This window comes from Bdellovibrio sp. BIS2 (assembly GCF_055398295.1).
On the sequence record NZ_AP035879.1, the window covers coordinates 3253131 to 3277893 of the forward strand.

Sequence of the window (24763 nt, forward strand, 5' to 3'; positions counted from 1 at the left end):
ACTGTGTTAATATTGAGTCAGTCGCAAATAAACTTGCCCATGGTCCGGAGAGATACTAAGAGGAAACTCATGAGATTCAGCCTGTTTTACGTTGTTGCCATTCTGCTTTCCCTGTTCGCAAGTCCTAAGTCTTGGGCTGCTGATCCCAATGACACGGACCCTTTGCTGGCTGAAACCAAAGTCGTGCCTTACGAATGGAGTCCGGGTCAGGGCGGCAATATCGAAATTAAAATGACGCTCCCCGAAGGATATCACGCCTATGAAGACAAATTCAGCGTGGTGATTCTTGAACCCGATGGTTTCAAAGTGGCTCCGTTCAAGATTGAGCCGATCGTTCAGTGGCATGACAAGTTCTCAAAAAAGATGCGCAGCGGGATGGAAAAAGCCGCAACGCTTACCGCACATATTGAAGCGCCTCACCGTTTCCTGAAAAAACACACCAAAATGAAAATGGAGCTCACCTATCAGGCGTGTTCAGATCAGTTCTGTCTGTTCCCGACCACAAAACTGATTGAAGTTCCGATTGTGGTGACCATGGTGGAAGGTGAAGCTCAGATCAAAGACGCTGAAGTGCAACCAATGGTTGCGCCAACAGAGTTCTTTGATACGGCCAACTTCCAGAAATACCTGGGAAGCAGCATGATCGCCGGATTGATCTTTGTGTTCTTTGCCGGCATCTTCACCAGTTTCACGCCGTGCATCTTCCCGATGATTCCAATCACCCTGGCGGTTTTGGGAAATCATTCCAACGAAAGAACTCGTCTGCAGAACTTTTTCACCAGTTGCATTTATGTTCTGGGGATTGCCACAACGTATTCATTGCTGGGCCTGGCGGCAGCCTCCAGTGGCGGACTGTTCGGAGCCAGCCTCGGGAATCCTTATGTTCTGACCGTCGTGTGTGCGATCTTCCTGGCAATGGCACTGTCCATGTATGGTCTTTATGATCTGCAGGTGCCGGCCTTCTTGCGCAACAAACTGGGGCGCGGAACCAAAAAACAGGGTGTCATCGGTGTCTATCTGACAGGACTGTTTGCCGGTATCGTGGCCAGCCCTTGCGTCGGACCGGTGCTGGTGGCGATTTTGACTTATGTGGCCTCCACGCAGAACAAGATGATGGGCTTCCTTTATCTGTTCGTTTACGCCCTGGGGCTGGGTCTGATTTTCATCGTGTTGGGACTTTTCAACCAACTGGCCAATGCCCTGCCCCGCTCTGGTCCGTGGATGAATGCTTTCAAATTCATTCTTGGAACACTGATGCTTTCTGCGTTCTATTATTATCTGGAGCTGCTGCTGCCAGCGCGCTGGTTTGACGGGGCCCTGGCCATCGGCCTGATTGTTCTGGCCAGCATCTATGGTGCCTTCCTGCCCGCGAAAGGCCAAAGCGCCCTTCGTCACATTCAAAAAGGTCTGATGCAGGCCCTGCTGGTGGTGGGTATTGGTTACGCCGTGATTGCGGTGCTGGATCTGCGCCCGTATATCCGCGGGCAGATGATCGGTGGCGCCAGCATCAATCAGATCCAGAAACTGAACTGGCAGCCTTATTCGGAAGCCGCTCTGGCTCAAGCCACCAAAGATCAAAAGCCGGTGATCATCGACTTCTGGGCGGAATGGTGTGCCGCCTGCCACGAATTGGAAGAGCACACATTCACCGACCCGCGCGTGCGTGCAATGTCCGAAAATTATGTGCTTTTGAAGTTTGATGCGACCAAGGATTCACCGGAATTGCGTGAACTGAAAAAGAAATACCACATCCAGGGCCTGCCGACGGTGGTGTTCATCAACCCACACGGTGTGTGGATTGATGCTTTGACTCTGACTCAGTTTGAAAAAGCTCCGGAATTCCTGAGAAGAATGGAAAAGGGCCGCCAGTAATCAACTGGCCCCAAGAACTTCTGAACTCAATATCTGAACCTGCTGCTGCAGCTCGTGGGCGCGACGCTCGATTTCCCCGGCTGTTGCGGCGATTTCCTCTGAAGAAGCCGCATTGCTTTGCGACGCCTGATCCAACTGATTCATGGCCTTGCTAATCTGAGAAATGCCCTGCGACTGCTCGCTACTGGCCTGGGCAATCTCGCGGTTCAGCACCACAACCTGCTCAACGGAAGACACGATTCGGGTCAGCACCTGGCCGGAATTGTCAGCCACGACGCTGCCTTTTTCAGTTCGCTCGACACTTTCCTTGATCAGGCCATTGATTTCTTTGGCTGCGGTGGCTGAACGCTGCGCCAGAGCCCGAACGGCTTCGGCCACGACCGCAAAGCCCTTCCCCTGCTCTCCCGCGCGGGCCGCTTCGACGGCGGCATTCAACGCCAGCAGGTTCGTCTGGAAGGCGATATCATCAATAACGTGGATGATCTCTTCAATTTTTTTGGAGTCGCGGGAAATCTGAGACATGGATTCAATCAATCCGTTGATCTCACGCTCCCCTTCTTTGGCCACCGACGAAGAATCATCCGCCAAAGAAGACGCCTGTTTCGCGCTGTCAGAGTTGCGCGAAACCATGGAAGTCATTTCCTCCAAAGAGGCCACGGTTTCTTCCAGGGATGCGGCGGCTTCCGTGGAAGACGTCGACAAGGCCTGACCTGCCACCGAAAGCTGGGAAATCGCGCCAGAGACATTCTGACTGATTTCAGTCAGGGCCCCGACAACACGACCGACAGAGCCGGACACACGGTTTGCAATCCACAACATAATCAGGAACAGCACCAACGATGAACCCAACGCAACGCCAACAATCAAAGAGGCTTTCTGGGCCCGTTCTTTTTTCTGCAGGTCATTGTTTGATTTACTGATGTCTGTGTACATCTGATAAATTTTAGTGATGGTGTGATCGATCTGGATCTGCAGAACCTGCCAAGGTCCCCCCTTATCCACAAGGCTCACCACATATTCGAAGTCCGCCGGAGTTCCGCGCAGCAAAGCTTCACGCACCTGCTTGGTGTACTCTAGATATTTCGGATAATTGTCCTTCATTGCGCGGAATGCTTCCGCTTCGCCCTCAATATAATTCTGCTTTTCATACTCCGCCATCGCGGCCTTGTAAGCATCGACAGAACGATCGAGCAGGCCGACAAAGTTTTCGCGGTTTTTCATGTCCTCTTTATTCGCCAAAGCGGCAAAGGTGAAATAACCAATATTGGCGCGATTCAAATTCAACTGTCCCAGCAAACGGATGTTCGGAACATAGACTTCATAAGATTCGTTCAGCATGGTTCCGATCTGACTGAAGCCCTGAAAGCTGATCCACGCCGTCACCGACAGCGCAATCAACGGCAGAACCGCCACGCCCAGAAGCTTTCCACGCAGACCTTTAAATTGAGCTTTGAAATTCATAGACGTTCCTTATTAAAAGATCCAAAGAAGCTTGGCCTGGGGCACGTTTTCAACCACGCCGTCGATGCCGTATTTATTGTTCCAGTATTTGTATTCAATGCCGATTTTCAGTGGAACCTTGTTCTGGGTGCGGCGATTGAAGTCGTAAAGGAAGTTGGCCTGAGTATGCACATTGTCCTTCAGTGGACCTTCCTGACCGGCCCAGTCCACGAAGCCGGAAAACTCCAGCGGGAAGGTTTCGCCGCCAAAACGTTTCAGCCACACCACCGTCAACTGACCGGTATGCCCGTCAATTCCCAAAGCATCGCGATAAAGGAACTGAGTGCCCAGATAGTCAAACCACAGATCCTTCCATTCAAAGGTCACCCCGCCCAGGTTCACCCGGCGCGCCGGACCTTGAGGGATTTCAAAATTCAACTGCAACAAAACGTCCTTCAGTACCCCTTCCGGCGGCGTAAAGACGCCGGTTTTCCCCAGACTGAGGGCCGGAGAAAACTCACCGTAATAGGCCGTGCTGTTTTCCGTGTCAGGGCTGGTGATGTCGAAGAAGAAGAAATTGGATCCATAGGCCCAGGAACTTAAATGCTCAAAGGTCACGACGGTGGCTGAATAGCTGTCGTCATTGCCTTTTTTGTATTCGTTCCCATGCAGGAATTGAATGTTGGTTTGTGACCAGTCCGCAGCAGAAGAGACCGCAGAAACAGATGTCGTTAATACGAATGCAAGCACATGAAATAGAATTTTGTTTTTTGTCATTCCACCTAGGTTAGACAACCTAAGTATCTATAAACAACTCGCATTCATATTTCCCTACGAAGTACTGGCTATTCTGTGTAGGTGACGTCGATGATATAATTTCCCAGCGACTTGACCAAAGTCGGGTTCAAAGCAACCTTCCCGTCAGCCACCGTGTAGTCCACACCCGGAATCAGAACTTTCCCATTCAGCTTAACAGAAAGAACCTTTTTGACGTTCTCACTTTGCAGGGAATATTCGGTGCTGGCATAGTCGACGACTTTTTCAGATAGCTGACTGAAATTTTTGCTCCAGTCCTTGTCGCACACATTAAACGCGACGCCACCACTGTAAGAGATCAGCGAACTATACGCCGCACTTTCACGCGCACGGCATTTACTGTCAGCTGCGGCAATAAATCCAAAAACCTTATAGGAACCATTTTTACCGAAGGCGCGAACCATGCGGTCCTTGAATGTCGCCGCGGTGATGTAATCTTCGTTGATGGTCAGACTCTTGATCGTAGCCACGTAACCGTTTGAATTGGCAGCCTCGTATTGAACAGTCGTATTGGCATTCGCCGCGGAATCATCGTCCGTCACGAACACAAACACCTTCTGGGCCTGAGGACGGAAAAAGTCATTCAGGGACGAATAAACTTTGTCATACTTGCTGTTACCCAGAATCTTTTTACAAAAGGCATCCGTCGCCGTTTCCGGGCAAGTGGCCGCCGCCGCCACCAGCAACGGATTATAGCTGTGCACCATAAAGTCGACCTGCTGGCCATTTTTCATGGTTTCAGGCAAAGACACATGGGTCTTCAAATTGAAGGCGTCCTTTTTAGAGATCAACGCCACACGCAGATCCACTTGGTTTTCCACCAGGTGAGCGAACGCTTCAAAGTTCTTGCGAATGATATCCGCCCCCGCGGTCATGGAAGCAGAGTTGTCGATCACCCACACCATATCCACGGCTTTTTCCTTGGAAGCGGCCGTGAAAGTTTTGGTCTTGATTTCGGGTGCAGCCTCTTCAGCTTCGGCCTCGTTGTCGACAACAACTTCGGAAGAGACGACTTCCGGTTCGGTCACAGAAGCCAACTCACGGGTCTGTTCAAACTGAACTCCGGATGGAGAACAATTCTGGAAAAGAAATGTGGAAGCTAAAAAGATCATGGTCAGAACAACATATTGCTTTTTCATAATCCCCACCCCGTTACAACAACTGCGTGAAGACTTCTAAGGCAAGGGTTGTTCCAACCACCAGATCGAACTTAATCAAAAAGAAACCCGGTGACCTGTCTAAAGTTCACCGGGTTTTATAATGTCTCATTCTGAATTTCGACCGTCGTTTTAACCACTTCCAGACGCCAAAAGCGCCAAAGCGGTGAAACCTGACACTGACTAAACTTCCGTCAGCTCAGATTACAGACGTTTCAGGCGCGCGATTTCCATTTTGGCTTCATTCAAAGCCGCCTGACTGGAAATCATCTGCGCTTCTTTTTCGGCCAGAAGCTTTTGCAGGTGGTTCATACGCACTTCAAAGCTCTTGATCACGTTGTTGTGACGGTCGACCATCTCCTGAACTTTCAGGTCAAAACTTTTGCGTTCATTCACGCGCTGGGAAAGCTGGGTGATCTTCTGACCGGCTTCAGTGGCAAGGCCGTTGTGGCTTTGCTCCAGACGGTTCAAAAGGTGGTGTTGCTTTTCAAACTTGATGTTGGAGGTCTTTATCAGTTCGTTGACAGTGGCGACGACCTTGTTCAACTGGTCGGCCAGGGCCTGGTTCTGGGCTTTGATTTCAAAAATCTGGCGGTCTGTATTCAGGTAGCTGTTCGGGGATGTCCCCACGGCAGAAACGCTGTCCATAGCGGTGTTCTTGGCCACTTTCTTTTCCCCAAACAATTCCGGATTCAATTCTTTATGCATATCGGGCCCCTCCATAGGACTTAAAAAATTCTTCTTTTCCATTATATTTTCTCTGGACTAAAAATTCAAATGTTCATACTTTAGGGCCCGAGGGAAGGAGACAGAAAAAAATGCTTAAAGTCGGACAACTTTTGAAGTTTGTTTCTGATCTGAATCCTCAGAATACACCGACGCGTTTGTCTTTCTTCAATTTCCTGCGCGGTTTCCCTCATCCCGACGACGTTCTGACCCCTGAATTGATCGAAATGTTTTTCAATTACTGCATGGATTACCCGCACTGGGCGTCCAATAAGCAGCAATTGGGTCATGAAGTTCAGTTTTTGCTGGAGAATTTCAACGGGTTCTATCAGCAGAAATTTGACCTGAATCCGATTCGCTTCCCGCAATCAGTTCAACTGATCGAGATTGAACATTTCTCCGACCTCGTTGACGCGGTGGGTTCTTATCTTAAGACTCAGTGCGCCGAAGGCGAGAAGTTCCGCATCCTGCCAGATCAGAATAAAAGAGCCATTGCCATCATCCTGCGTGAAGACAAATCCCTGGAAGTTCGCACTTTCGACCGCAAATTCACGATCCGTGACGGTCTTTTAGAGCCTCTTCGCAAAGACCTGGTTCTTTATTATAACTCCGACCTGGAACTGAGCTCGCAGCACACCCACAAAATCGAGGTGGCTCCGTATATTACTGCCCAGTTCCGCGTGGTGGGCGACAGAGTCACCGGTTCCCTGTTGCGTGGTTATGTTTTCCAAAAGCTGCTTGAAATGAAAAACGAGCCGCTGCAGGAACAGACCCGCCTGCTTTTCCCGATCAAGCGTCTGGAGCAGTTCTTTGTCGACCGCCGTACCGATCCTTACTATCAAGACCTGGTCAGCCAGCTTGAAAGAACCTGCGCCCTGATCCAACAAGGTGATTCTGAGGCCCTAAAATGGTCCTCCATCGTTCTGAGCAAGGCGGAAACCGCCGTGGACAACGTCTTTTTGGGAGATAAACTCATGACTCTGCTGGCTCGCGACCTCCGCCATGCCATCGCCGAGTACAACCGTAAGAATATCTCCTCTTCCGGCCTGAGTGGTGATATATTGATCACTCAACAATTACCCGAGGCCGATGAAGAATGTCTGAAAATAACTCCTCTGAAAGAGTTCGACTTAATAAACTAATTGCTGACAGTGGACTGGCATCCCGTCGTCATGCAGACCGCATGATCGAAGAGGGCCTTGTGACCGTAAACGGTAAACGCGTTTACGAGCTGGGTATCAAAGTTGATCCTCAAAGCGACCGTATTCTTGTTGACGGCAAGCCTCTGCGCAAACCCCTGACTCAGAAAATCTACGCCATCCTGAACAAACCCACCGGCGTTCTGACCACCATGGATGACCCACACGACCGTCCCACAGTGGCGGAATACCTGACCGAACTGCCGGTGCGTGTGTTCCCGGTAGGTCGTCTGGACTGGGACTCTGAAGGCATGCTGCTTTTGACCAACGATGGTGACTTCGCCAACAAGGTCATGCATCCAAAGGCTGAAGTAACCAAAACTTACCTTGTGAAACTGAACGGAAAACCTGAACCATTCCAACTGGAAAAGCTTAAAAAAGGCGTTTCCATCGTGGGCGGTAAAGTGTCTGCCCGTCATATCGAAAAAATCAAAAAAACCGGCGACAACAAATCTGAAAAGTACGAATGGTACAAAATCGTGATCACCGAGGGTAAAAACCGTCAGATCCGTCAGATGTTCGCGAAAATCGGTTTCGATGTGATGAGACTTCAGCGTGTGGCCATTGGCCGCCTGCGCATGGGTGCTGTGAAAACCGGCGAGCTGGTTTACCTGAACGATGCCGCAGTTCAACGCGTGTTCCTTGCGGATGATCCGGAAGAGATCAAGACAAAACGCACTTACAAAGGCCGTGCGACTTCTGAAAAGAAGACTGCAAAACCGGCTTCCAAAGTGAAAACGACCAAGAAACCAAGCAAATACAAAAACGGTAAAAAAGTTTAAAGCCATTCCATTATGAAAAACATGAACCCACGCCTTCGCGGATCTTTGGAAATTTCTGTAGCGAGCGTGGGTTTTGGTTTTTTGGGGATCTTTGGAACGTGGGCTTTTGAATCCGGCATGAAAGTCGGAGAGCTTCTTTCCTACCGCTTTGCCCTGGCAGCCGTTTTGTTGTGGATCTTCCTGCTTTTGTTCCGCCCTTCCTGGGTTAAACTGAATCTGCGTCAGACCATCATCGCAGCCCTGCTGGGGATCTTCGGTTACGCGTTCTTCTCGACCATGTACTTCATCGCCATCGACGGACTGAGCGTCACCCTGGCAGCGCTGTTACTGTATACCTATCCGTTCTGGGTGAATGTCTTTTCCCATTTCTTCACTCAGGACAAGATTTCCCGCAAAGAGGCTTTGTGTCTGGTGGCGGCCTCTTCCGGACTGATCCTGTTGCTGTGGGGGCATATCGAGGTTCGTAACATCTGGGCCGTGGCGGCAGGCTTGGGTTCAGCCATCAGCTATGCCATCTATGTCCTGTTGTCAGGCCGCCTGCAAAAGGATGTTCGTCCAATTTCTTCCGCGTTGTACGTCATCACCTTTGGAGCTCTGGCCCTGTCGCTGTTCCATCATCCTCATTATTCTGAAATCAAAAATCTTAGCCACATTCAGGCATCCAGCATTTTGGGCCTGGCTTTTGTCTGCACAATCATTCCGTTGACCCTGGAGCTGGCAGCTCTGCAAAAATTGAAAAGCACCGAAGTGGCGCTGTTGATGATGATCGAACCCATCACCGCCGCTTTGATGGGCGCTTTAATCTTCCATGAACGACTGGCGCCGGTTCAGATAGTTGGCGCTTTGATCATTGGCGCAGCACTGGTCACGAACACACTTTACTCCCGCCCAACGAAGTCTGTGGAATAGATCCTAAGTCCTGATGTTTTCTAGATAATTCAAGATCAATTCAAAAGATCCAGTGTATCTGTCTCTTCCTGAGACACTTATCTGTGGATAAATCACAATTACATTAGTTTGCGGCAACATACTGGCCTTGGACTTTCGCAAACTGTTAAGAAGCCGATAAGAAAAGCATGAGAAACGGAACGTATCTTGCTTTGATTCTCGCATTCTGGAGTGGAGTGGCCTTGGCTGCTCCAAATTCTCTGACATATCAAGGACGTATCGTAAACTCTGACGGCAAAGGGCTTGAGTACAACAACGTCAGCTTCCTTTTTGAAATCACAAACCCTTCAGGCACCTGTGTGCTTTATCGCGAACAGAAAAACGGTGTGAATCTTCAGAACTCGGGTGGTGTGTTTGATGTGCCGATTGGTTCCGGCACCAAGATGTTCCCGACGGATCCTCTTTATACGTTGATTGATTCTTTCAACAACTCCCGCTCTCACGATTGTTCCGGCGGAGCCACCTACAGCGCGGTGGCCGGTGATGCCCGTTTGTTGAAAGTGCAATTTCATGATGGCTCTGGCTGGAAAGTGATTTCTCCGGCGAATGAAATTCGTTCGGTTCCTTATTCTGCTTATTCCTATTCTGCAGAACGCCTGGGCACCAAAACCGAAACTGACTTCCTGGCTAAAGCCGGCCTGCCAACGTGCGGAGCTGGCACTTATCTGACCTGGAACGGCACGACGATGACGTGTGCCGGAATCAGCGGTGCCAACGGCGGTACTGTGACTGATGTCACTTCCACAAATTCTTACATTACGATTGCCAACGGCACCTCCACCCCGGCACTGACCCTGAATGTGGGCACGGCGGCAGGTACAGTGGCGGCAGGCAATGATGCCCGTTTCTCTGATGCTCGCACACCAACAGGTTCCGCAGCTGGAGATCTGGACGGCACTTATCCCAATCCGTCTGTAGCAAAACTTCAGGGCACCGCGGTTTCCAATGCCGCTCCGGCCAGCGGGAACTTCCTGAAATACAACGGCACGGCGTGGACGCCTTCGGCGATTGCACAAAGTGATGTGACCGGTCTTTCTGCGACTTTAAGTTCTTATATGACCGATGCGGAGTTCAGCACGGCCGTGGCCAATGCGGGCTGTGCCGCTCATGAAACCATGTATTGGAACGCGGTGGCCGGCTTTTCCTGTCAGGCCATCAATGTTTCTTTGGCCGGTGACGTCGGCGGAACCATCGGTGCATCTTCAGTTAATAAAATCAAAGGTGTGACTGTTGATACCACGGGTTTGGTTGCTGGTCAGGTTTTGAAATACGACGGCACCAAGTGGGCTCCAGCAGCGGATAACGATTCCAACTCTGGCGGTACGGTGACGAATATCGCGACGGGCACGGGTCTTTCCGGTGGTCCAATCACTTCCACGGGCACCATTTCTTTGGCGAACACGGCGGTAACTCCGGCGGCTTATGGATCCACTACTTCAGTGGGCACTTTCACCGTCGATGCTCAAGGGCGTCTGACCGCCGCCTCGAATGCCGCTATCGCGTTTCCTGTAACCACGGTTGCAGGCAGAACGGGCGCGGTCGTTTTGGATGCCGGCGACATCACAAGCGGTGCCGGTAAATATCTGACGTATCGTCCAAACAACACGGCTTGTACAGACGGTCAGGTTTTGAAATGGATCAATGCCAACTCCCGCTGGGAGTGTGCGAATGACACTGACACATCTTCCGGTGGTACTGTCACCAACATCGCCACAGGAACGGGTCTTTCCGGTGGTCCGATCACTTCCACGGGCACCATTTCTTTGGCGAACACGGCGGTAACTCCGGCGGCTTATGGATCCACTACTTCAGTGGGCACTTTCACCGTCGATGCTCAAGGTCGTTTGACCGCGGCCTCCAACGCTAACATCGCCTTCCCTGTGACTACGGTTGCAGGCAGAACAGGTGCTGTGACTTTGGATGTGGGTGATGTTGGCAACGGCGCTGGCAAGTACTTTGTCTATCGTCCGAACAACACAGCGTGTACCGACGGTCAGGTTCTAAAATGGGTGACGGCGAACAATCGTTGGGAGTGCGGGACAGATACTGACACTTCTTCCGGTGGTACTGTCACGAATATCGCAACGGGCACAGGTCTTACCGGCGGTCCGATCACTTCGACAGGCACGATTGCTTTGGCCAACACCGCGGTGACTGCGGGTTCTTACACTCGCGCTTCGATCACGGTGGATGCTCAAGGTCGTTTGACGGCGGCGTCCAGTGGCGCGGCAATCAATCTGGCTTCGGATGTGACCGGCACTTTGCCAATTGCAAATGGTGGTACCGGCGCTACGACAGCGATTGCCGCCTTCAACGGTCTTTCCCCGTTAACGACTAAAGGGGATGTTCTCGGTAACGATGGCACGAACGACGTTCGCCTGCCTGCGGGAACGAACGGTCAGGTTCTGACTGCGGATTCTGCTCAAGCTTCTGGTTTGAAATGGGCGACTCCGACTGTGGGTACTGTGACGAGTGTCACGGGTACAGCTCCGGTTCAAGTTGCTACGGGTACTACGACTCCCGTTATCTCTGTGGATCCGGCAACAACGGGTGCGCGCGGGGTTGTTCAAGTCGGTTCTGGTATCGCGGTTTCTTCAGGCACAATCAGTGCGGATCCGGCGAACTTCCCTTCTGCTGTTCCTGTTTCCAAGGGTGGTACGGGTGCGACCTCACTGACTGCTGACCGTCTGTTGGTTTCCAACGGCACGGGTTCTGCGGTGATTCCATTTACTTGCGGTACCGCGCAGATGCTGACCTTCAATGCTTCGGGTGTGATGGGTTGTACGAACTTTGCTTCGACATCCTTCTTTGCCAACGGTGGTAACACTCTGGCTTCGAACGCGACCCTGGGCACTAATGACGCTTATTCTTTGGCGCTTGAAACCAACAACGTCACTCGCATGACGATCTCTAATGCCGGCTATGTTGGTATTGGTCAGTCTCCAGACACCAATGCGGGTCTGGCCGTGATGGCGCCGGCAACAACCAAGTCTGCGCTCATCCTGAATTCACCAGCTGCCGGCAAAGTTGAAATGGATTTCCTGCGCAACGGAACCTGGCTGGGTACTTTTGGTTATGCTAATACCGCGACTTCGGATCTTTATATTTCCAATGGCAGTGATGCTCACATCATCTTTGATACGAACAATGTTGAAAAAATGAGAATCACCAACGATGGCCGAGTCGGCATTGATGCTGAAAGCCCCGGCGCCCGCTTCCAGGTGGGTGAATGGAATGCCACGGCCAACTACAACGCCGTCTTCGTCGGCTCTTATCACAACACCAACGGTCAAGCGCAGTTTGTCGGAAACTGGAACAGCGCAGGTTACTGGGGTATTGGCCCGGTAGCTAATCCGGCGAACAGCACAGTGGGCATCGGAAATGCCAATGCTCAAGGCGACTGGCGTTCGACTCAGGATCTGAAGCTGTATGTTCCAGGTGGTTTAGGCCTTGGCACCGCCCTTGCCCCGGAAAGAATCATCCATGTTAAAGGCACTGGCGGCAGCAATGATGACGTCTATGTCCAAAGCATCGGTAACACCGGTGAACCGGCTTACATACTGACGAAGGCCCGCTCCAACTCGGGCGCCGAAGCCGCAGTTCTTGCGGGTGATTCTCTGGGCTTCCTGTCCATGCGTGGTTATGACGGTACTGCCTATCAGAGTGGTGCTTCAATCGCGGGTGTCGCTGAAGCCGACTTTGCCACAGCCAAGTCTGCCTATATGTCCTTTGCGACTTTGAACAACGGATCATCGGGAGAAAGAATGCGCATCACCAGCTCTGGGGCTGTTGGTATCGGTGCGACAGCACCCACGGTCAGACTTCATGTTCAGGGCAACAACTACACCAACTCATCTGCCGCTTTTGAACGCAACGAAGAAGCAAGTGCAGGCCCGGGGATTCAACTGATGAAATCCCGCGGAACTACTGGCGCCAAAACCGCCGTTCAATCCGGTGACACTTTAGGCAGCCTTCTGTTCAATGGTTATGGTGACGCCACAACTGTGGGCCTGGGTTCACATATCCAAAGTGTCGCTGCCGCGACCTGGACATCGACCTCCGTTCCCGCGGATCTGACATTTTCCACCCACACTGGGACTGGAAGCCTCACAGTGCCGACTGAACGCATGCGCATTCATAGCACCGGCTGGATCACTATGGGTGTCGGCACGTCGACTCCGGGTGCGCCGCTGAATCTGAGAAGTGCCACGGCTCCTTACATTGGTTTTGATGAAATGGACACCTCCGGAAAATTCTTCATGGGGCTTGATGGCGGTAACTTCTGGATTCGTCCCGGACCAACCACGGCTTCCAGTGACGCATTAACTGTCACCAGTGGTGGCAACGTCTATATCGGTGGTAACACAGGTTCTCGTAAATTCTTTGTCAACGGTACCTCCGGTGGTACGGCTGCGTGGGAAAACTTGTCCGATGCCCGCTTGAAAACCGACATCCAGGTTGTTCCGGATTCGTTGCAGAAAATTCTTTCCCTTCGTGGTGTGACCTTCAACTGGCGTCATGATGTCAGACCGGATCTGGATCTTATTGAGAAAAAAGACATGGGTGTGATCGCCCAGGACGTCGAACGAGTGTTCCCTGAAGCCGTTGACAAAGATGAGAAGGGCTTCCGTGCCGTGGCCTATACCAAATTGATCGGCCCGATGATTGAAGCCTTCAAAGAGCTTTACGCGTCCCTGTCCGGCGTTAAGGCCGAAGTTCAGGCACAGAAGCGCGAAATCGCCTCTTTAAAACAAGAGAATCAGGAGCTTCGTGAAGCGATTTGCGAGGTCAATCCAAAGTCCAAGGTCTGTATCAAAAAGAAATAAATGTGATTAAATCCCTGAAAAAGCTCAGGGATTTTTCTCACGATTTTCTGTTAAAAAGCCGATAAGACAGACATGAGAAACGGAACGTATTTGCTCATTATTCTCTCAATGTTCACCAGTGTGATTGCACTGGCCTCCCCCAATTCACTGACCTATCAGGGGCGTATTCTTAAAGCTGACGGACACGGGCTTGATTATAACAACGTCAGTTTCCTGTTTGAGATCACCAATCCTAACGGCAGTTGTGTTATCTATCGCGAGCAAAAAGATGGCGTGAACATGATTAACTCTGGCGGCGTGTTTGACGTGCCGATCGGTTCCGGGACAAAACTTTTCCCGGCAGATCCCCTGTTCACATTGCTTGAGGCATTTAACAACTCAAAAACTCACAACTGCTTTGGTGGTTCCACCTATCCCGCGCAGGCCGGGGACACCCGCTTGCTGAAAGTGCAATTCCATGATGGCTCGGGCTGGAAGATCATCTCCCCGTCCAATGAAATTCGTACGGTTCCTTACGCAGCCTATGCCCTGTCATCAGAAAAGCTCGGCACCAAAACTGAAGAGGACTTCCTGCAAAAAGCCGGTTTGCCGACTTGCGCCGCCGGTACGTTCTTAAGTTGGAATGGCACCGCTTTAAGCTGTGCTGGTGTTTCCGGTGCCAATGGCGGGACGGTGTCTGATGTGACCTCCGCCAACGCTTATATCACTGTGACCAACGGCACAACCACTCCGCAACTGACCTTGAATGTCGGTCAGAATGCCAATCAGGTTGCCGCCGGAAATGATGCCCGCTTTAGTGATGCCCGTGTTCCGACGGGCGCGGCCGCTGGCGACCTGGGCGGCACCTATCCGAATCCTTCTGTTGCAAAAATCCAGGGCGTGGCGGTGTCCGCCACAGCTCCAACGAACGGGCACTTTTTGAAATTCAACGGCACCCAATGGCTGTCTGCTCAGATCAGCACCGGTGATGTGAATGGACTGACGGCCACATTGAACAACTATATGACCCAGGCCGACTTCAATACGGCGGTGGCCAATGCAAACTGTGCGGCCCACCAAACCATGTATTGGAATGCGGTGTCTGGCTTTAACTGTCAGTCTATCAACGTGTCTGTTGCGGGGGACGTCAGTGGCACCATTGGTGCTGTGGCTGTTAACAAAATCAAGGGCATCACCGTCGACACGACGGGGTTGGCCGCAGGTCAGGTGCTGAAGTACGACGGCACCAAGTTCGCACCCGCCGCAGATAATGACGCCAATTCCGGCGGAACTGTGACCAACATCGCAACCGGCACGGGGCTTTCCGGCGGACCGATCACTTCAACTGGCACAATCTCGCTGGCTAATACAGCGGTGACGGCCGCATCTTATGGTTCCAGCACTCAAGTTGGAACTTTCACCGTCGATGCCCAAGGGCGTTTGACGGCGGCAAGCAATGCCGCCATTGCTTTCCCGGTGACGACGGTTGCGGGTCGCACGGGTGCGATTACTTTGGATGCTGCTGACATCGGCAGTGGCGCTGGTAAATATTTGACTTATCGTCCGAACAACACGGCTTGTACTGACGGTCAGGTTTTAAAATGGGTGTCCGCGAACAATCGTTGGGAGTGCGGCACTGATACCGACACTTCTTCCGGCGGTACCGTCACTAATATCGCAACCGGCACCGGTCTGTCAGGTGGTCCGATCACCTCCACCGGGACAATTTCTTTGGCCAACACGACAGTCACTCCGGCGGTTTATGGTTCTACCACTGCAGTGGGCACATTCACTGTTGATGCTCAAGGTCGCCTGACGGCGGCTTCGAATGCAGCAATCGCCTTCCCGGTCACAACCGTTGCTGGTCGCACAGGTGCTGTGACGTTGGATGTGGGTGATGTAGGTAACGGTGCTGGCAAATACTTTGTCTATCGTCCGAACAACACGGCTTGTACTGATGGCCAGGTTTTAAAATGGGTGTCCGCGAACAATCGTTGGGAGTGCGGTACTGATACCGACACTTCTTCCGGCGGTACTGTGACCAACATCGCAACGGGCACTGGTTTGACAGGTGGCCCGATCACCTCGACCGGAACGATTGCGTTGGCCAACACGACAGTGACAGCGGGCTCTTACACTCGCGCATCCATCACAGTGGATGCTCAAGGTCGTTTGACGGCAGCTTCCAGCGGTGCGGCGATCAATCTGGCTTCAGATATCACCGGCACTTTGCCGATTGCAAATGGAGGTACCGGGACGACAACGGCTCTGGGGGCCTTCAATGCGTTGTCTCCTCTGACAACCAAAGGGGACGTTCTGGTTCGTGATGCCACCAACAATATCCGTCTGCCGGTGGGAACGAACGGTCAGGTGCTGACTGCCGACAGTGCTGTTGCCGCGGGTGTAAAATGGGCGACTCCCAACGCGGGAACTGTGACCAGTGTCTCTGGTACAGCGCCGGTTCAGGTGGCTACAGGCACTTCAACACCAGTGATTTCCGTTGATGCTGCGACAACAGGAGCTCGCGGTGTGGTTCAGGTGGGCTCGGGTATCGCGGTTTCCTCAGGCACTATCAGTGCGGATCCGGCGAACTTCCCGTCTGCGGTACCGGTATCCAAAGGTGGTACGGGCGCGACGTCTTTGACGGCCGACCGTCTGCTTGTTTCCAATGGCACAGGTTCTGCGGTGATTCCATTTACCTGCGGCACCGCACAGATGCTGACCTTCAACGCCTCAGGCGTGATGGGTTGTACGAGTTATTCTTCTTCGGGGATTTTTGCCAATGGCGGCAATAGCTTTGGTACTGCGGCAGTCCTGGGCACCAACGACGCCCAGTCTTTGACCTTTGAAACGAATGCCATTCCCCGTCTGACCATTCTGGCCACGGGCAAGGTGGGCGTGAATGAAACCGCCCCTACTGGAAACCTGCATGTTTCAAACAACGGCGCTGCCGATATTCGTCTGGAAGATAAATCCGGCACTCCGGTTACCATGCGCATCCTTTCCCAAGGTGGCGCGAACTATATTGAATCCGGCACGGATTTCACCAACACCACTTCAGCGGACCTGCATTTCACCGACATGATGGGTGTGAACAAGTGGATGACCATCAAGGCGGACGGCAAGGTGGGTATCAACACCAATGCACCGGCGACCAACTTCCAGGTAAAAGGTGGCGCGGTGATTGGGGATCTTGCCCCTTTCCCAAGTGCCTTTAGCGCCATCACAACTGAAGCATTGAATGCGACCCTGCGCAATCACACTGAAACAACCGGCAACTATGTGGCGGCAGGTGCCTACCAGCGCTTCAGCCCTACTGCCAATTCCACTTTGTCGACACATTCCCTGGTCAGTATCGTTGTTCCCAACGTACCTTCAGGAGTGACTGTAACAAGTCAAAATGAAGCCTTCCACGCCAATGCCACACGCAACCGCTATGCGGGGAACGTGGATGCGGGAACAGTATCAAACCTGACTTCCGGACAATTCGTCTATGGACATGAGGGCTTTGTCGCGGGCAATGCTCCGACAACAACAGATGCCTATGGTATCCGCATCGTCCCGCATTTAATCACTGGCTCGATAACGAACATGTATGACCTGTTCCTGCAGAACCCATCCACAGGTGGAACTGTCACCAATCGCTACGGGATCTATCAGCAAAGCACCACCGCGAAAAACTATTTCGCCGGCCCTACCGGATTTAACACTGCCACAAGCCCGCTGGCGAATATACACATCGGAAGCTCGGGCGCTGGCAACACGGCGTACTCGTCTTTCCAGATGGGTAATGACGCCACAACCACCCACAATTTCCACATCGTGAATGAATATGGTTCCAGCCGTCGTCTGAATTTCTACAAAGGAAACCTTGGGTCTGGTCAAATGCTGATGTCTTTGGATGCCAGTGGACTTCTGACTTTGGGTGAAACCGGTTCAAACGGCATGGGGATATTGAGCCTTAAGCCCGGCACCGGAGATCACGTGTACATGCAGTTCTTTGCCAGAACCGCGTCTCCGAATACACGCTCTGCCTATGTGGGAGTACCTACCGGTGGTAGCACCGCACTTCACATTGCCAATGAAATGGATGGTGGGGATATCAACTTTGCCACGAAAACCGGTGGCTCCACCGGCACCAGGATGACCCTGTCTGCCGTAGGAAATCTGACCACCACTGGAACTGTGAACGGTGCTTCGGATATTCGCCTAAAAAAAGACATCCACGTTCTAAATGGCAGCCTGGACAAGATCCTGCAACTGAAGCCGTCGTCCTATCACTGGAAAGACCCGAATGCCGATCCACGTCTGCAGATGGGTTTCATCGCGCAAGAACTTGAAAAAGTTTATCCGCACGTGGTGGATGAAAACAAAAAAGGTATCAAGGCCGTTTCTTACATGAACATGATTGCACCGATCACCAGTGCGGTGCAGGAGCTTTACCACAAATTCAAAGCGATCCTCACCAATCATGACGAGCGCATTTCCGCTCTCGAGACACAGATGACCGCCTTACAAAAACAAAATGAGCTTCTGCTCAAACAGAATGAAGATCTAATGAAATATATTAAGTCTCAAAATGAGAACACTCAACGTCTGCCGGCTTCCAGCCGATAAGACAGTAACACTGAGGTATTGCGTGAAAAGGTTCGTTATAGCTTCACTACTAATACTCGCCACGGGATGTTCTATGGAAGCATCTCTGGAGCAAATTGCTGAGCTGACTCCTCCTCCTGTCAAATTCCAGGATCCGGCAAAGACCACAGGTTTGGTGTCGGGCTCTACTCAGACCGGTACGGCCACAGGTGGTGGCGTGACCTATCACGTGCAAAGCACGGTGGGTAACTACATGTCCGGTATTGAACAAAAAACTGCTGATGACACCTACAAGGTGTACAGTTCAGTTCAGGGCGCCATCGTTTCCAACTAACCTCGGCCCCTACATTCGATTTAACTTTGAAGCCCCTTGCAACCCAAGGGGCTTTTTGCTTCAGGCACTTCTTTGGTCCAGTGGATTTAAGTTTCAAAATAAGACGGCCGATAAGGGATTCAGTGAACCATGGAAGGGTTTCTTATGATGCTACTGATTGCGCTCATGCTTGGATTATCGAATTCATCCCACGCCGCAGATATGTCCGTGGTGGACGTCCGCCGCAATATCACGCTGTCTGAAACCGACACCGTCTACAAAGACTTCTACATCAACGCCGGCCCCGGCTCCGGACTGAAAAAGAATCTGGTGGTCACCGCCGTTCGCAAGATCAACATCCGCGATGCCAGTGGTGCCAATGCCGTTGGTGAAATCCTGGTTCCGGTGGGGCAGTTGAAAATCATCGCCATTTACGACCGTGTGGCGGTGGCCCGCGAATTCACCCTGCTTTCCCGTGATGAGCTGCCAATGCTGGAACAAATCGGCATCATGACCGGCGACCGCATTGACCTGGGTGGTTCCTTTATCGATAACTCCAAACCCAAAGCCAAAAAGAAGGTCGCGGAGGCCGAAATGACCCCTGCCACCGAGGTTGTGGTAACGGCCGTGACCACGGTCACTCCCCCCGCTTTGACCGCCCAAAACCCTGTAGTTTCTGCAAACCCCTCCCCGGTGGTTCCTGCGGCAAATACAGCTCCGGCGGCCCTGGCTTTGACCCCGGCCCCAACAGCGGAAAGACTTGATAATTCGGTGGTTTCTGATAACACCACTCGGAATGAGTGACACAAATTCCTACTTCCGTATCCGACTAAGCCAGGTTCCTGCTGAACTTGAAGATATCATCACAACCCACTGCTTTGAATGTGGCGCCTCCGGCGTCACCGAAGCATTGCCGTTTTCACAGCCCGATCTGACTTACGATCCCAAAATTCTTCATGTGCGCGCCCACGAAATGGACGTGTTCTTCACTGAAAAACCAGACAACACCTTCTTTGACGGCCTGACCGAACTCAACGACGGCATCCGCTGGAATATCCATGAAGAAGAAACCAAAGACTGGCTGGAAGAATGGAAAAAAGGTTTCAAGCCGTTCAAACTGGTGGGTGACTTCTGGGTTGTTCCATCCTGGCTGACTCCCCCTGAAGAATGCAAGCACCCGATTTACATTGATCCGGGCATGGCCTTCGGCACCGGCACTCACGCCACCACTCAGATGATGGCGTTCTTCATCCACAAGCTTTCTGAAAAATACAAAAATGATCTGGCGAACTGGGCGATGCTGGACGTGGGCACGGGCACCGCGATTCTTGCAATGCTGGCGCAGATGTCCGGTATGGGACTGGTGGCCGGCATCGAGATCGATCCGGAAGCGCGCCGTGTAGCCCGTGAAAACGTGAAGCTGAACAAGCTGCCACAAATTGAAATTCCAGAAACACAAATCGAAGACATCCGCGATCAGTATGACGTGGTTGTGGCCAACATCATCGATGGTGTTCTGATCAACATCAAAAAAGATCTGCTGCGTGTTCTGAAACCAGGCGGCCACATGCTGCTGACCGGGATTCTGGAAGAGCGTGACAATCACTTCTTTGAAAAGTTCATGGAAAACTCCGGCCTGACCGTGGTTCGTCGAATTGAAAAAGACGAATGGGTCGGATACTGGGTTCAGTCATGAGACGCTATTGGATCGAAAAAAAGGACCTGTTCCAGGATCAGGTGAATTTCACCGGTGACGTCTTTCATCACATCTTCGATGTCTGCCGCCAGGAAATTGGTTCCAAATTCGAAGTGCTGACAGAAGACAGCAAGGCGTACTTTGTTGAAGTCACTCACGTGTCTAAAAAGAACGCCACGGCCCGTGTTCTGGAAGAACGAATCATCCCCGCTTTGAAAGAGCCGCACCTGCATCTGGTGCTGTCGCTGTCGCGTTTCCCCGTGATGGACGCCATCATGGAAAAAGCGGTGGAAATGGGAGTGACCAGTATTCATCCGTTCTTTTCTGAATTCAGTTTCTTAAGAAAAGGCGAAAAGCTATCTGACAATAAAACCGACCGCTGGGACAAGATCGTCAAATCCGCCACCCAGCAAAGTGGCCGCGGCGACCTGATGAAGGTTCACCCTGCCATTTCATTTGAAAAGATCTCGGATTTGATTAACCGAAACGGGGCCGGTGTGGGTCTATTTGCTTATGAGGGTCCGTCGACTCTAAGCATCAAGGAATACGTCAACAAGGTCAAAGCCGACCACCCCGCAGGGATCAAAGATGTCTGGATTATCGTAGGCAGCGAAGGTGGGTTCTCTCACCGTGAGGTCGAAGAATTCCAAAAACTAGGCCTTCATCCAGTCACTCTGGGGCCTCAAGTTCTACGAGTTGAAACGGCTTGCATGACCTTGGTCTCCGTCCTAAAGTATGACTTTGATCTGATGTGTTGATTTAAGGAGAAGGCATGGATCCTTTTGAGGAATTTGAGTTTAAGCCCCTCACGGATGGTTTGGGTTTTCACAAGAAAAAACAGGCAAATCCAGCGTCCCAAGCTCCGGAAGAAAACTTCGTAGCCACCCCACGCATCAAGGACCAAGGTCTGGAGCTGATTGAAGAATCCTCCACCGATCCTCTTCGTCCACCATTGCCACGTAAAAAAGCCACTTCCCTGCCTCCAACTCCAGGTGGTTTGACGGAAGTGGGTGGTGACGGCACATCTTCTGCGGCAGTGGATGAGATCCTGAAAACTCTGCAGAAAAACCGTCGTCTGGATTTCGAAAAGTCCACGGCAAAACAAAAGATCACTGGCACAGCTACCAAAGAAGAATTCAAAAAAACCACATTCAGCTTCTCTGCCGCTTTGTTGGATGGAATGCTGGTTGTGGCGGCAAGCCTTCTTTGCATGATCATCCTGTTGGTTGTGACGAAAGTGGATCTGATCGGCAATCTGACCAATCCGGACGCTCAAGGCATGATCTATCTGGCGACCTTCAGTCTGTTCGCTGGCGTATCCTTCATCTATCTGACAGTGAACCGCATCTTTATCGGTTGCACTCCGGGTGAATGGGCGTTTGATCAGCGCATCGGCAAACCTGAAGAGCTGAACAAAGCCGCTTACTCTTTGAAAGTGGTTGCACGTTCTTTGGTGGTGATCGCAACGGGTTTTGTGATCCTTCCGATTCTGTCCGTTCTGTTCAATAAAGATATCACGGGCTCTATCACTGGGGCTCAACTGTTCAAAAAGGCATAAGTTCTATGGGTCAGGTCCGTAATCTCGATAACATTGAAGCGACTTTGGCCCCTCTTCGTGCTGCTGGCAAAAAAATCGTATTCACCAATGGCTGCTTTGACCTTCTTCATGTGGGTCACGTGCGCTATTTGCAGGAAGCTCAGAAACTAGGTGACCTGCTGGTGGTGGGTGTGAACTCAGATGCCAGTGTGAAACGCCTGAAAGGCCCGACCCGCCCCGTGCAAATCGAAGCCGATCGCGCCGAGATTCTGGCGGCGTTGAGTGCTGTGGACTTCACTGTGATCTTTACTGAAGACACTCCGGAAAACCTGATTCACAAAGTACGCCCTGACATTCTGGTCAAAGGCGGCGACTGGAAAATCGATTCCATCGTCGGCGCACCGTTTGTGATGTCTTACGGCGGTCAAGTCATGTCCCTGCAGTTTGTTGATGGCAAGTCCACAACCAAACTGATCGAAAAAGCGCAAAAGTAATTTTCAGCGATCTAGAAACGGAAGCCGATTTTTCCTGAATATACAGAATCGGCGTAGCGGTCGATTTGCATGGCGATGAACATTTTCGCGATGTCGACGTTGATGCCAAAGACCGCGTGGTCTTCGACGATATCCTGAGTCACGGTGTTTTGATCTGCGGTGATCCCATCCGGACCGCCGATGAAGGTGCCAATAGCACGCAGACGCCCACCACCCACATAGATCGCCAGACGATTCATGGTGACAGTCGCAATCAAATCATAACCCATGCTGGACACATTGATCAGATTTGAAAAGTTCGCCCCCCCGCCGTAAACCATTGCCGTTAATGTCAGAGGAAAGAAACTGGCTTCATAAAAACCCCAGCGCAGTTGTGCGCCGAAGTTCTGCATCTTTTCTTCCTGCACGGTCGGCGTGAAATACACGTGTGCATCGATGTTGTAGTAAAGGCCTTTGCCGATGGTCAGGGTGTAGTAATTGAATTCACCCTTGTCCTGAGTCTTACTGCCCAAGGCGGAAAGATCTTCAGCGGGAATGAACTCAGTGGAAAGCCCCACCTCAATCCCGGTGTAACCACCCAGTGGGTACGGATTATCAAGAATTTTGGAGGCCGATCCAAATCCCAGAATCTGCAAAGTGCGGATCTGATCACCCTGAGTCAGATTGCGGGGCAAATCAGTGGCGGCATGGGAATAAGAAGTTCCCATCAATGCGGTCATTAAAATGAAGCTGCGCCAGAAATTAGAAAAGCCCATAAATATGGGCTTATTCTCATCGAAAAAGACGGGGGCTGTCCAGTTTTAAAGAGACGCAACCGCCGCAGTTTGAATTTGACTCAAAGCTGCAGAAGCCAAGCCTGCAATTTCGCTGTCCTGGCTCTGTGCCAGTTGCTGGAAGATGGGAACAAATTTGCTGTAGCTTTCCACAGAGTTTGCCACCACGTCACCGCGGGAACCGCGTGGATCCGACAAGTTCGTGCCGGTTTTAGCTGCCGCATAACCCTGCATCACCACTTGAGTTGCTGCAGTCACCACTTCAGGACTGTTCGTTTGCAAAGCAGACATCAGATAAGGCAAGCGACCGGAAGCCGCATAAGTCATCATATAACTTTGCACCTGAGTCTGAACTTCTGGAGCCAGGGAATCATGATACTGAGCTGCCACCGCGAAACTTTTCGCACTGTAAGCACCCTTCAAGGCCATCAGACCCAGAAGCTGAGTTTCAGATTTATTGCCACGAAGAAGATCCGTCACGATTGTATAGAAAGTCTGATCGTCCACTTCTTTGGCTTCGTAAGCCGCAATCAGCTTGGCCACATTTTCTTTTGTAGGCTGAGCCTGCAAAAGAGCACGCCACTGATCACCGGACAAGGTGGACTTGTTCGGCTCGGCCTGTTTGTTATTGCCGGATGTGTCTTCAGCAATCTGATTGTTGCCGTTGCCATCCCCTACAGTGATGTCTTCACCCAGGTTGGCGCGGGTTTCATCCGCACCCACCACGTTAACCTCAACAGATGGCTTTTTGATTTCAGTTGGAGCTTTGGAGTTTTCTTTCTTTTTAGCAGCCGTTTTTGCAGCCGCAGGCTTCTGAGTGGCCGCCTGAGCGTCCGCTTTCTTGGCGTCAGCCTTTTTCTTTTCAAACGGGTTCTTGTAATCTCGGGAGATCTCGCGGTCACCCAGATCAAACAACGCCGCCAAAATGGATTTAGGGCGAGGCATTTCGTAAACGACCTCAAGCTCTTTCATCACGTTTTGAACAGGGGATTTCAACAGATAGCTCATCCCGCCCACCATCACGATGGCAAAGCCGACGATTGCGATTTCGAGTTTTTTATCTGTGAAGCTCATTGGGGCCTCCTGTTCCTATCTGTATGTAAGAGCAGTGCCTGTGCCACCTATTGGCGAATATAGAGCATTTAGCGCCAATCACTCTGAGACAGAGCCGTACTTGCGCAACCCCCTGTCAGGTTTTTGATCATTTCTCAGACTGAGACAGCGGTATTAGATGTGGCTGGAGCCGGGGCAGAAGCCTGGGCGGGGGCCAATGGAAGGGAACTCGCGGCAAGTGTCCGGGCGCTTTTCATAGACCGTGCACAGGCGGGTTTTGGTGTCTAGGAACAGACAGTCCCGGTTCGCTTTTTGAGACAGCATGAAGAACTCGGTGCCAGAGCGATAAGACACGATAATGCCCTCTTTCATCAGGCGCTTGGCTAATTTTTTGATGGAGCCCTGGGCCTCGTCTTCGGTGGCGACACCCAGGCGGATCAGGTCGGAGATTTTGATTTCAACCGGCATCGTGCAACAGCCGCCATGGCAGCCATTGCACATTCCAGATTTATAGGGTTTCCACGTCGAGGGACGGTCAATATCGGGCTTTTTCATG

Annotated in this window: 19 protein-coding genes; 12 read left to right on the forward strand and 7 right to left on the reverse strand. The window is 51.7% G+C overall.

From position 1 onward, the window contains the following. Positions 1-69: 69 nt before the first annotated feature. Positions 70-1872 carry a protein-disulfide reductase DsbD family protein gene (locus ACZ520_RS15455; RefSeq protein ID WP_374031180.1) on the forward strand — a complete coding sequence of 601 codons (1803 nt, stop codon included), beginning with the start codon at positions 70-72 and terminating at the stop codon, positions 1870-1872. Here the strand turns inward: ACZ520_RS15455 and ACZ520_RS15460 are convergent, their stop codons facing one another. The 4 genes from ACZ520_RS15460 to ACZ520_RS15475 all read right to left on the reverse strand — a co-directional run bounded on the left by ACZ520_RS15460 (position 1873) and on the right by ACZ520_RS15475 (position 5993). Beyond that, positions 1873-3333 carry a methyl-accepting chemotaxis protein gene (locus tag ACZ520_RS15460; protein WP_417868251.1) on the reverse strand — a complete coding sequence of 487 codons (1461 nt, stop codon included), beginning with the start codon at positions 3331-3333 and terminating at the stop codon, positions 1873-1875. Between the two features lie 12 nt (positions 3334-3345). Then, complete coding sequence (locus tag ACZ520_RS15465) at positions 3346-4089, reverse strand: DUF5020 domain-containing protein (protein WP_417868250.1); 744 nt, start codon at positions 4087-4089, stop codon at positions 3346-3348. 68 nt (positions 4090-4157) lie between these two features. Next, positions 4158-5267 (reverse strand): VWA domain-containing protein, encoded by a 1110-nt coding sequence (locus tag ACZ520_RS15470; protein ID WP_416480005.1) that lies wholly within the window; start codon positions 5265-5267, stop codon positions 4158-4160. A gap of 222 nt (positions 5268-5489) precedes the next feature. Next, the gene (locus ACZ520_RS15475) at positions 5490-5993 is read right to left on the reverse strand and encodes a hypothetical protein (protein ID WP_232469066.1); all 504 of its coding nucleotides are present in this window, start codon (positions 5991-5993) and stop codon (positions 5490-5492) included. A gap of 110 nt (positions 5994-6103) precedes the next feature. Between ACZ520_RS15475 and ACZ520_RS15480 the strand changes: the two genes are divergently transcribed. From ACZ520_RS15480 to rfaE2, 11 genes are all read left to right on the forward strand, one after another. After that, on the forward strand, positions 6104-7153 hold the full coding sequence (locus ACZ520_RS15480; RefSeq protein ID WP_088564253.1) for a hypothetical protein: 1050 nt from the start codon (positions 6104-6106) through the stop codon (positions 7151-7153). Further along, positions 7108-7992 (forward strand): pseudouridine synthase, encoded by an 885-nt coding sequence (locus tag ACZ520_RS15485; protein WP_038448409.1) that lies wholly within the window; start codon positions 7108-7110, stop codon positions 7990-7992. Before ACZ520_RS15480 ends, ACZ520_RS15485 begins: the two co-directional genes overlap by 46 nt. 21 nt (positions 7993-8013) lie before the next feature. Next, entirely contained in the window at positions 8014-8901 is an 888-nt protein-coding gene (locus tag ACZ520_RS15490) for an EamA family transporter (protein ID WP_464126406.1), read from the forward strand. Between the two features lie 167 nt (positions 8902-9068). Then, a complete protein-coding gene (locus ACZ520_RS15495) occupies positions 9069-13766 on the forward strand; it encodes a tail fiber domain-containing protein (protein ID WP_464126408.1) in 4698 nt (1565 codons plus the stop codon). Between the two features lie 72 nt (positions 13767-13838). Continuing rightward, positions 13839-18362 carry a tail fiber domain-containing protein gene (locus tag ACZ520_RS15500; RefSeq protein WP_464126410.1) on the forward strand — a complete coding sequence of 1508 codons (4524 nt, stop codon included), beginning with the start codon at positions 13839-13841 and terminating at the stop codon, positions 18360-18362. Positions 18363-18435: 73 nt separating this feature from the next. Then, positions 18436-18675: a hypothetical protein gene (locus ACZ520_RS15505; protein WP_088564250.1), complete on the forward strand. Its 240-nt coding sequence runs from the start codon at positions 18436-18438 to the stop codon at positions 18673-18675. A gap of 144 nt (positions 18676-18819) precedes the next feature. Further along, on the forward strand, positions 18820-19458 hold the full coding sequence (locus tag ACZ520_RS15510) for a hypothetical protein (RefSeq protein WP_088566751.1): 639 nt from the start codon (positions 18820-18822) through the stop codon (positions 19456-19458). Further along, the gene (locus ACZ520_RS15515; protein ID WP_374031189.1) at positions 19451-20350 is read left to right on the forward strand and encodes a 50S ribosomal protein L11 methyltransferase; all 900 of its coding nucleotides are present in this window, start codon (positions 19451-19453) and stop codon (positions 20348-20350) included. Before ACZ520_RS15510 ends, ACZ520_RS15515 begins: the two co-directional genes overlap by 8 nt. Beyond that, positions 20347-21108, forward strand: a complete 762-nt coding sequence (locus ACZ520_RS15520; protein ID WP_464126413.1) for an RsmE family RNA methyltransferase — start codon at positions 20347-20349, stop codon at positions 21106-21108. The genes ACZ520_RS15515 and ACZ520_RS15520 overlap by 4 nt, the downstream gene beginning before the upstream one ends. A gap of 14 nt (positions 21109-21122) precedes the next feature. Continuing rightward, complete coding sequence (locus tag ACZ520_RS15525; RefSeq protein ID WP_088564247.1) at positions 21123-21908, forward strand: RDD family protein; 786 nt, start codon at positions 21123-21125, stop codon at positions 21906-21908. 5 nt (positions 21909-21913) lie between these two features. Beyond that, positions 21914-22381 (forward strand): D-glycero-beta-D-manno-heptose 1-phosphate adenylyltransferase, encoded by a 468-nt coding sequence (rfaE2, locus tag ACZ520_RS15530; RefSeq protein ID WP_374031193.1) that lies wholly within the window; start codon positions 21914-21916, stop codon positions 22379-22381. Positions 22382-22392: 11 nt separating this feature from the next. Here the strand turns inward: rfaE2 and ACZ520_RS15535 are convergent, their stop codons facing one another. The 3 genes from ACZ520_RS15535 to ACZ520_RS15545 form a co-directional block, all read right to left on the reverse strand. After that, complete coding sequence (locus ACZ520_RS15535) at positions 22393-23136, reverse strand: hypothetical protein (RefSeq protein WP_088564245.1); 744 nt, start codon at positions 23134-23136, stop codon at positions 22393-22395. A gap of 45 nt (positions 23137-23181) precedes the next feature. Then, entirely contained in the window at positions 23182-24228 is a 1047-nt protein-coding gene (locus tag ACZ520_RS15540; protein ID WP_088564244.1) for a hypothetical protein, read from the reverse strand. A 153-nt stretch (positions 24229-24381) separates the two neighbouring features. After that, the gene (locus ACZ520_RS15545; RefSeq protein ID WP_374031195.1) at positions 24382-24762 is read right to left on the reverse strand and encodes a YkgJ family cysteine cluster protein; all 381 of its coding nucleotides are present in this window, start codon (positions 24760-24762) and stop codon (positions 24382-24384) included. Position 24763 lies beyond the last annotated feature (1 nt).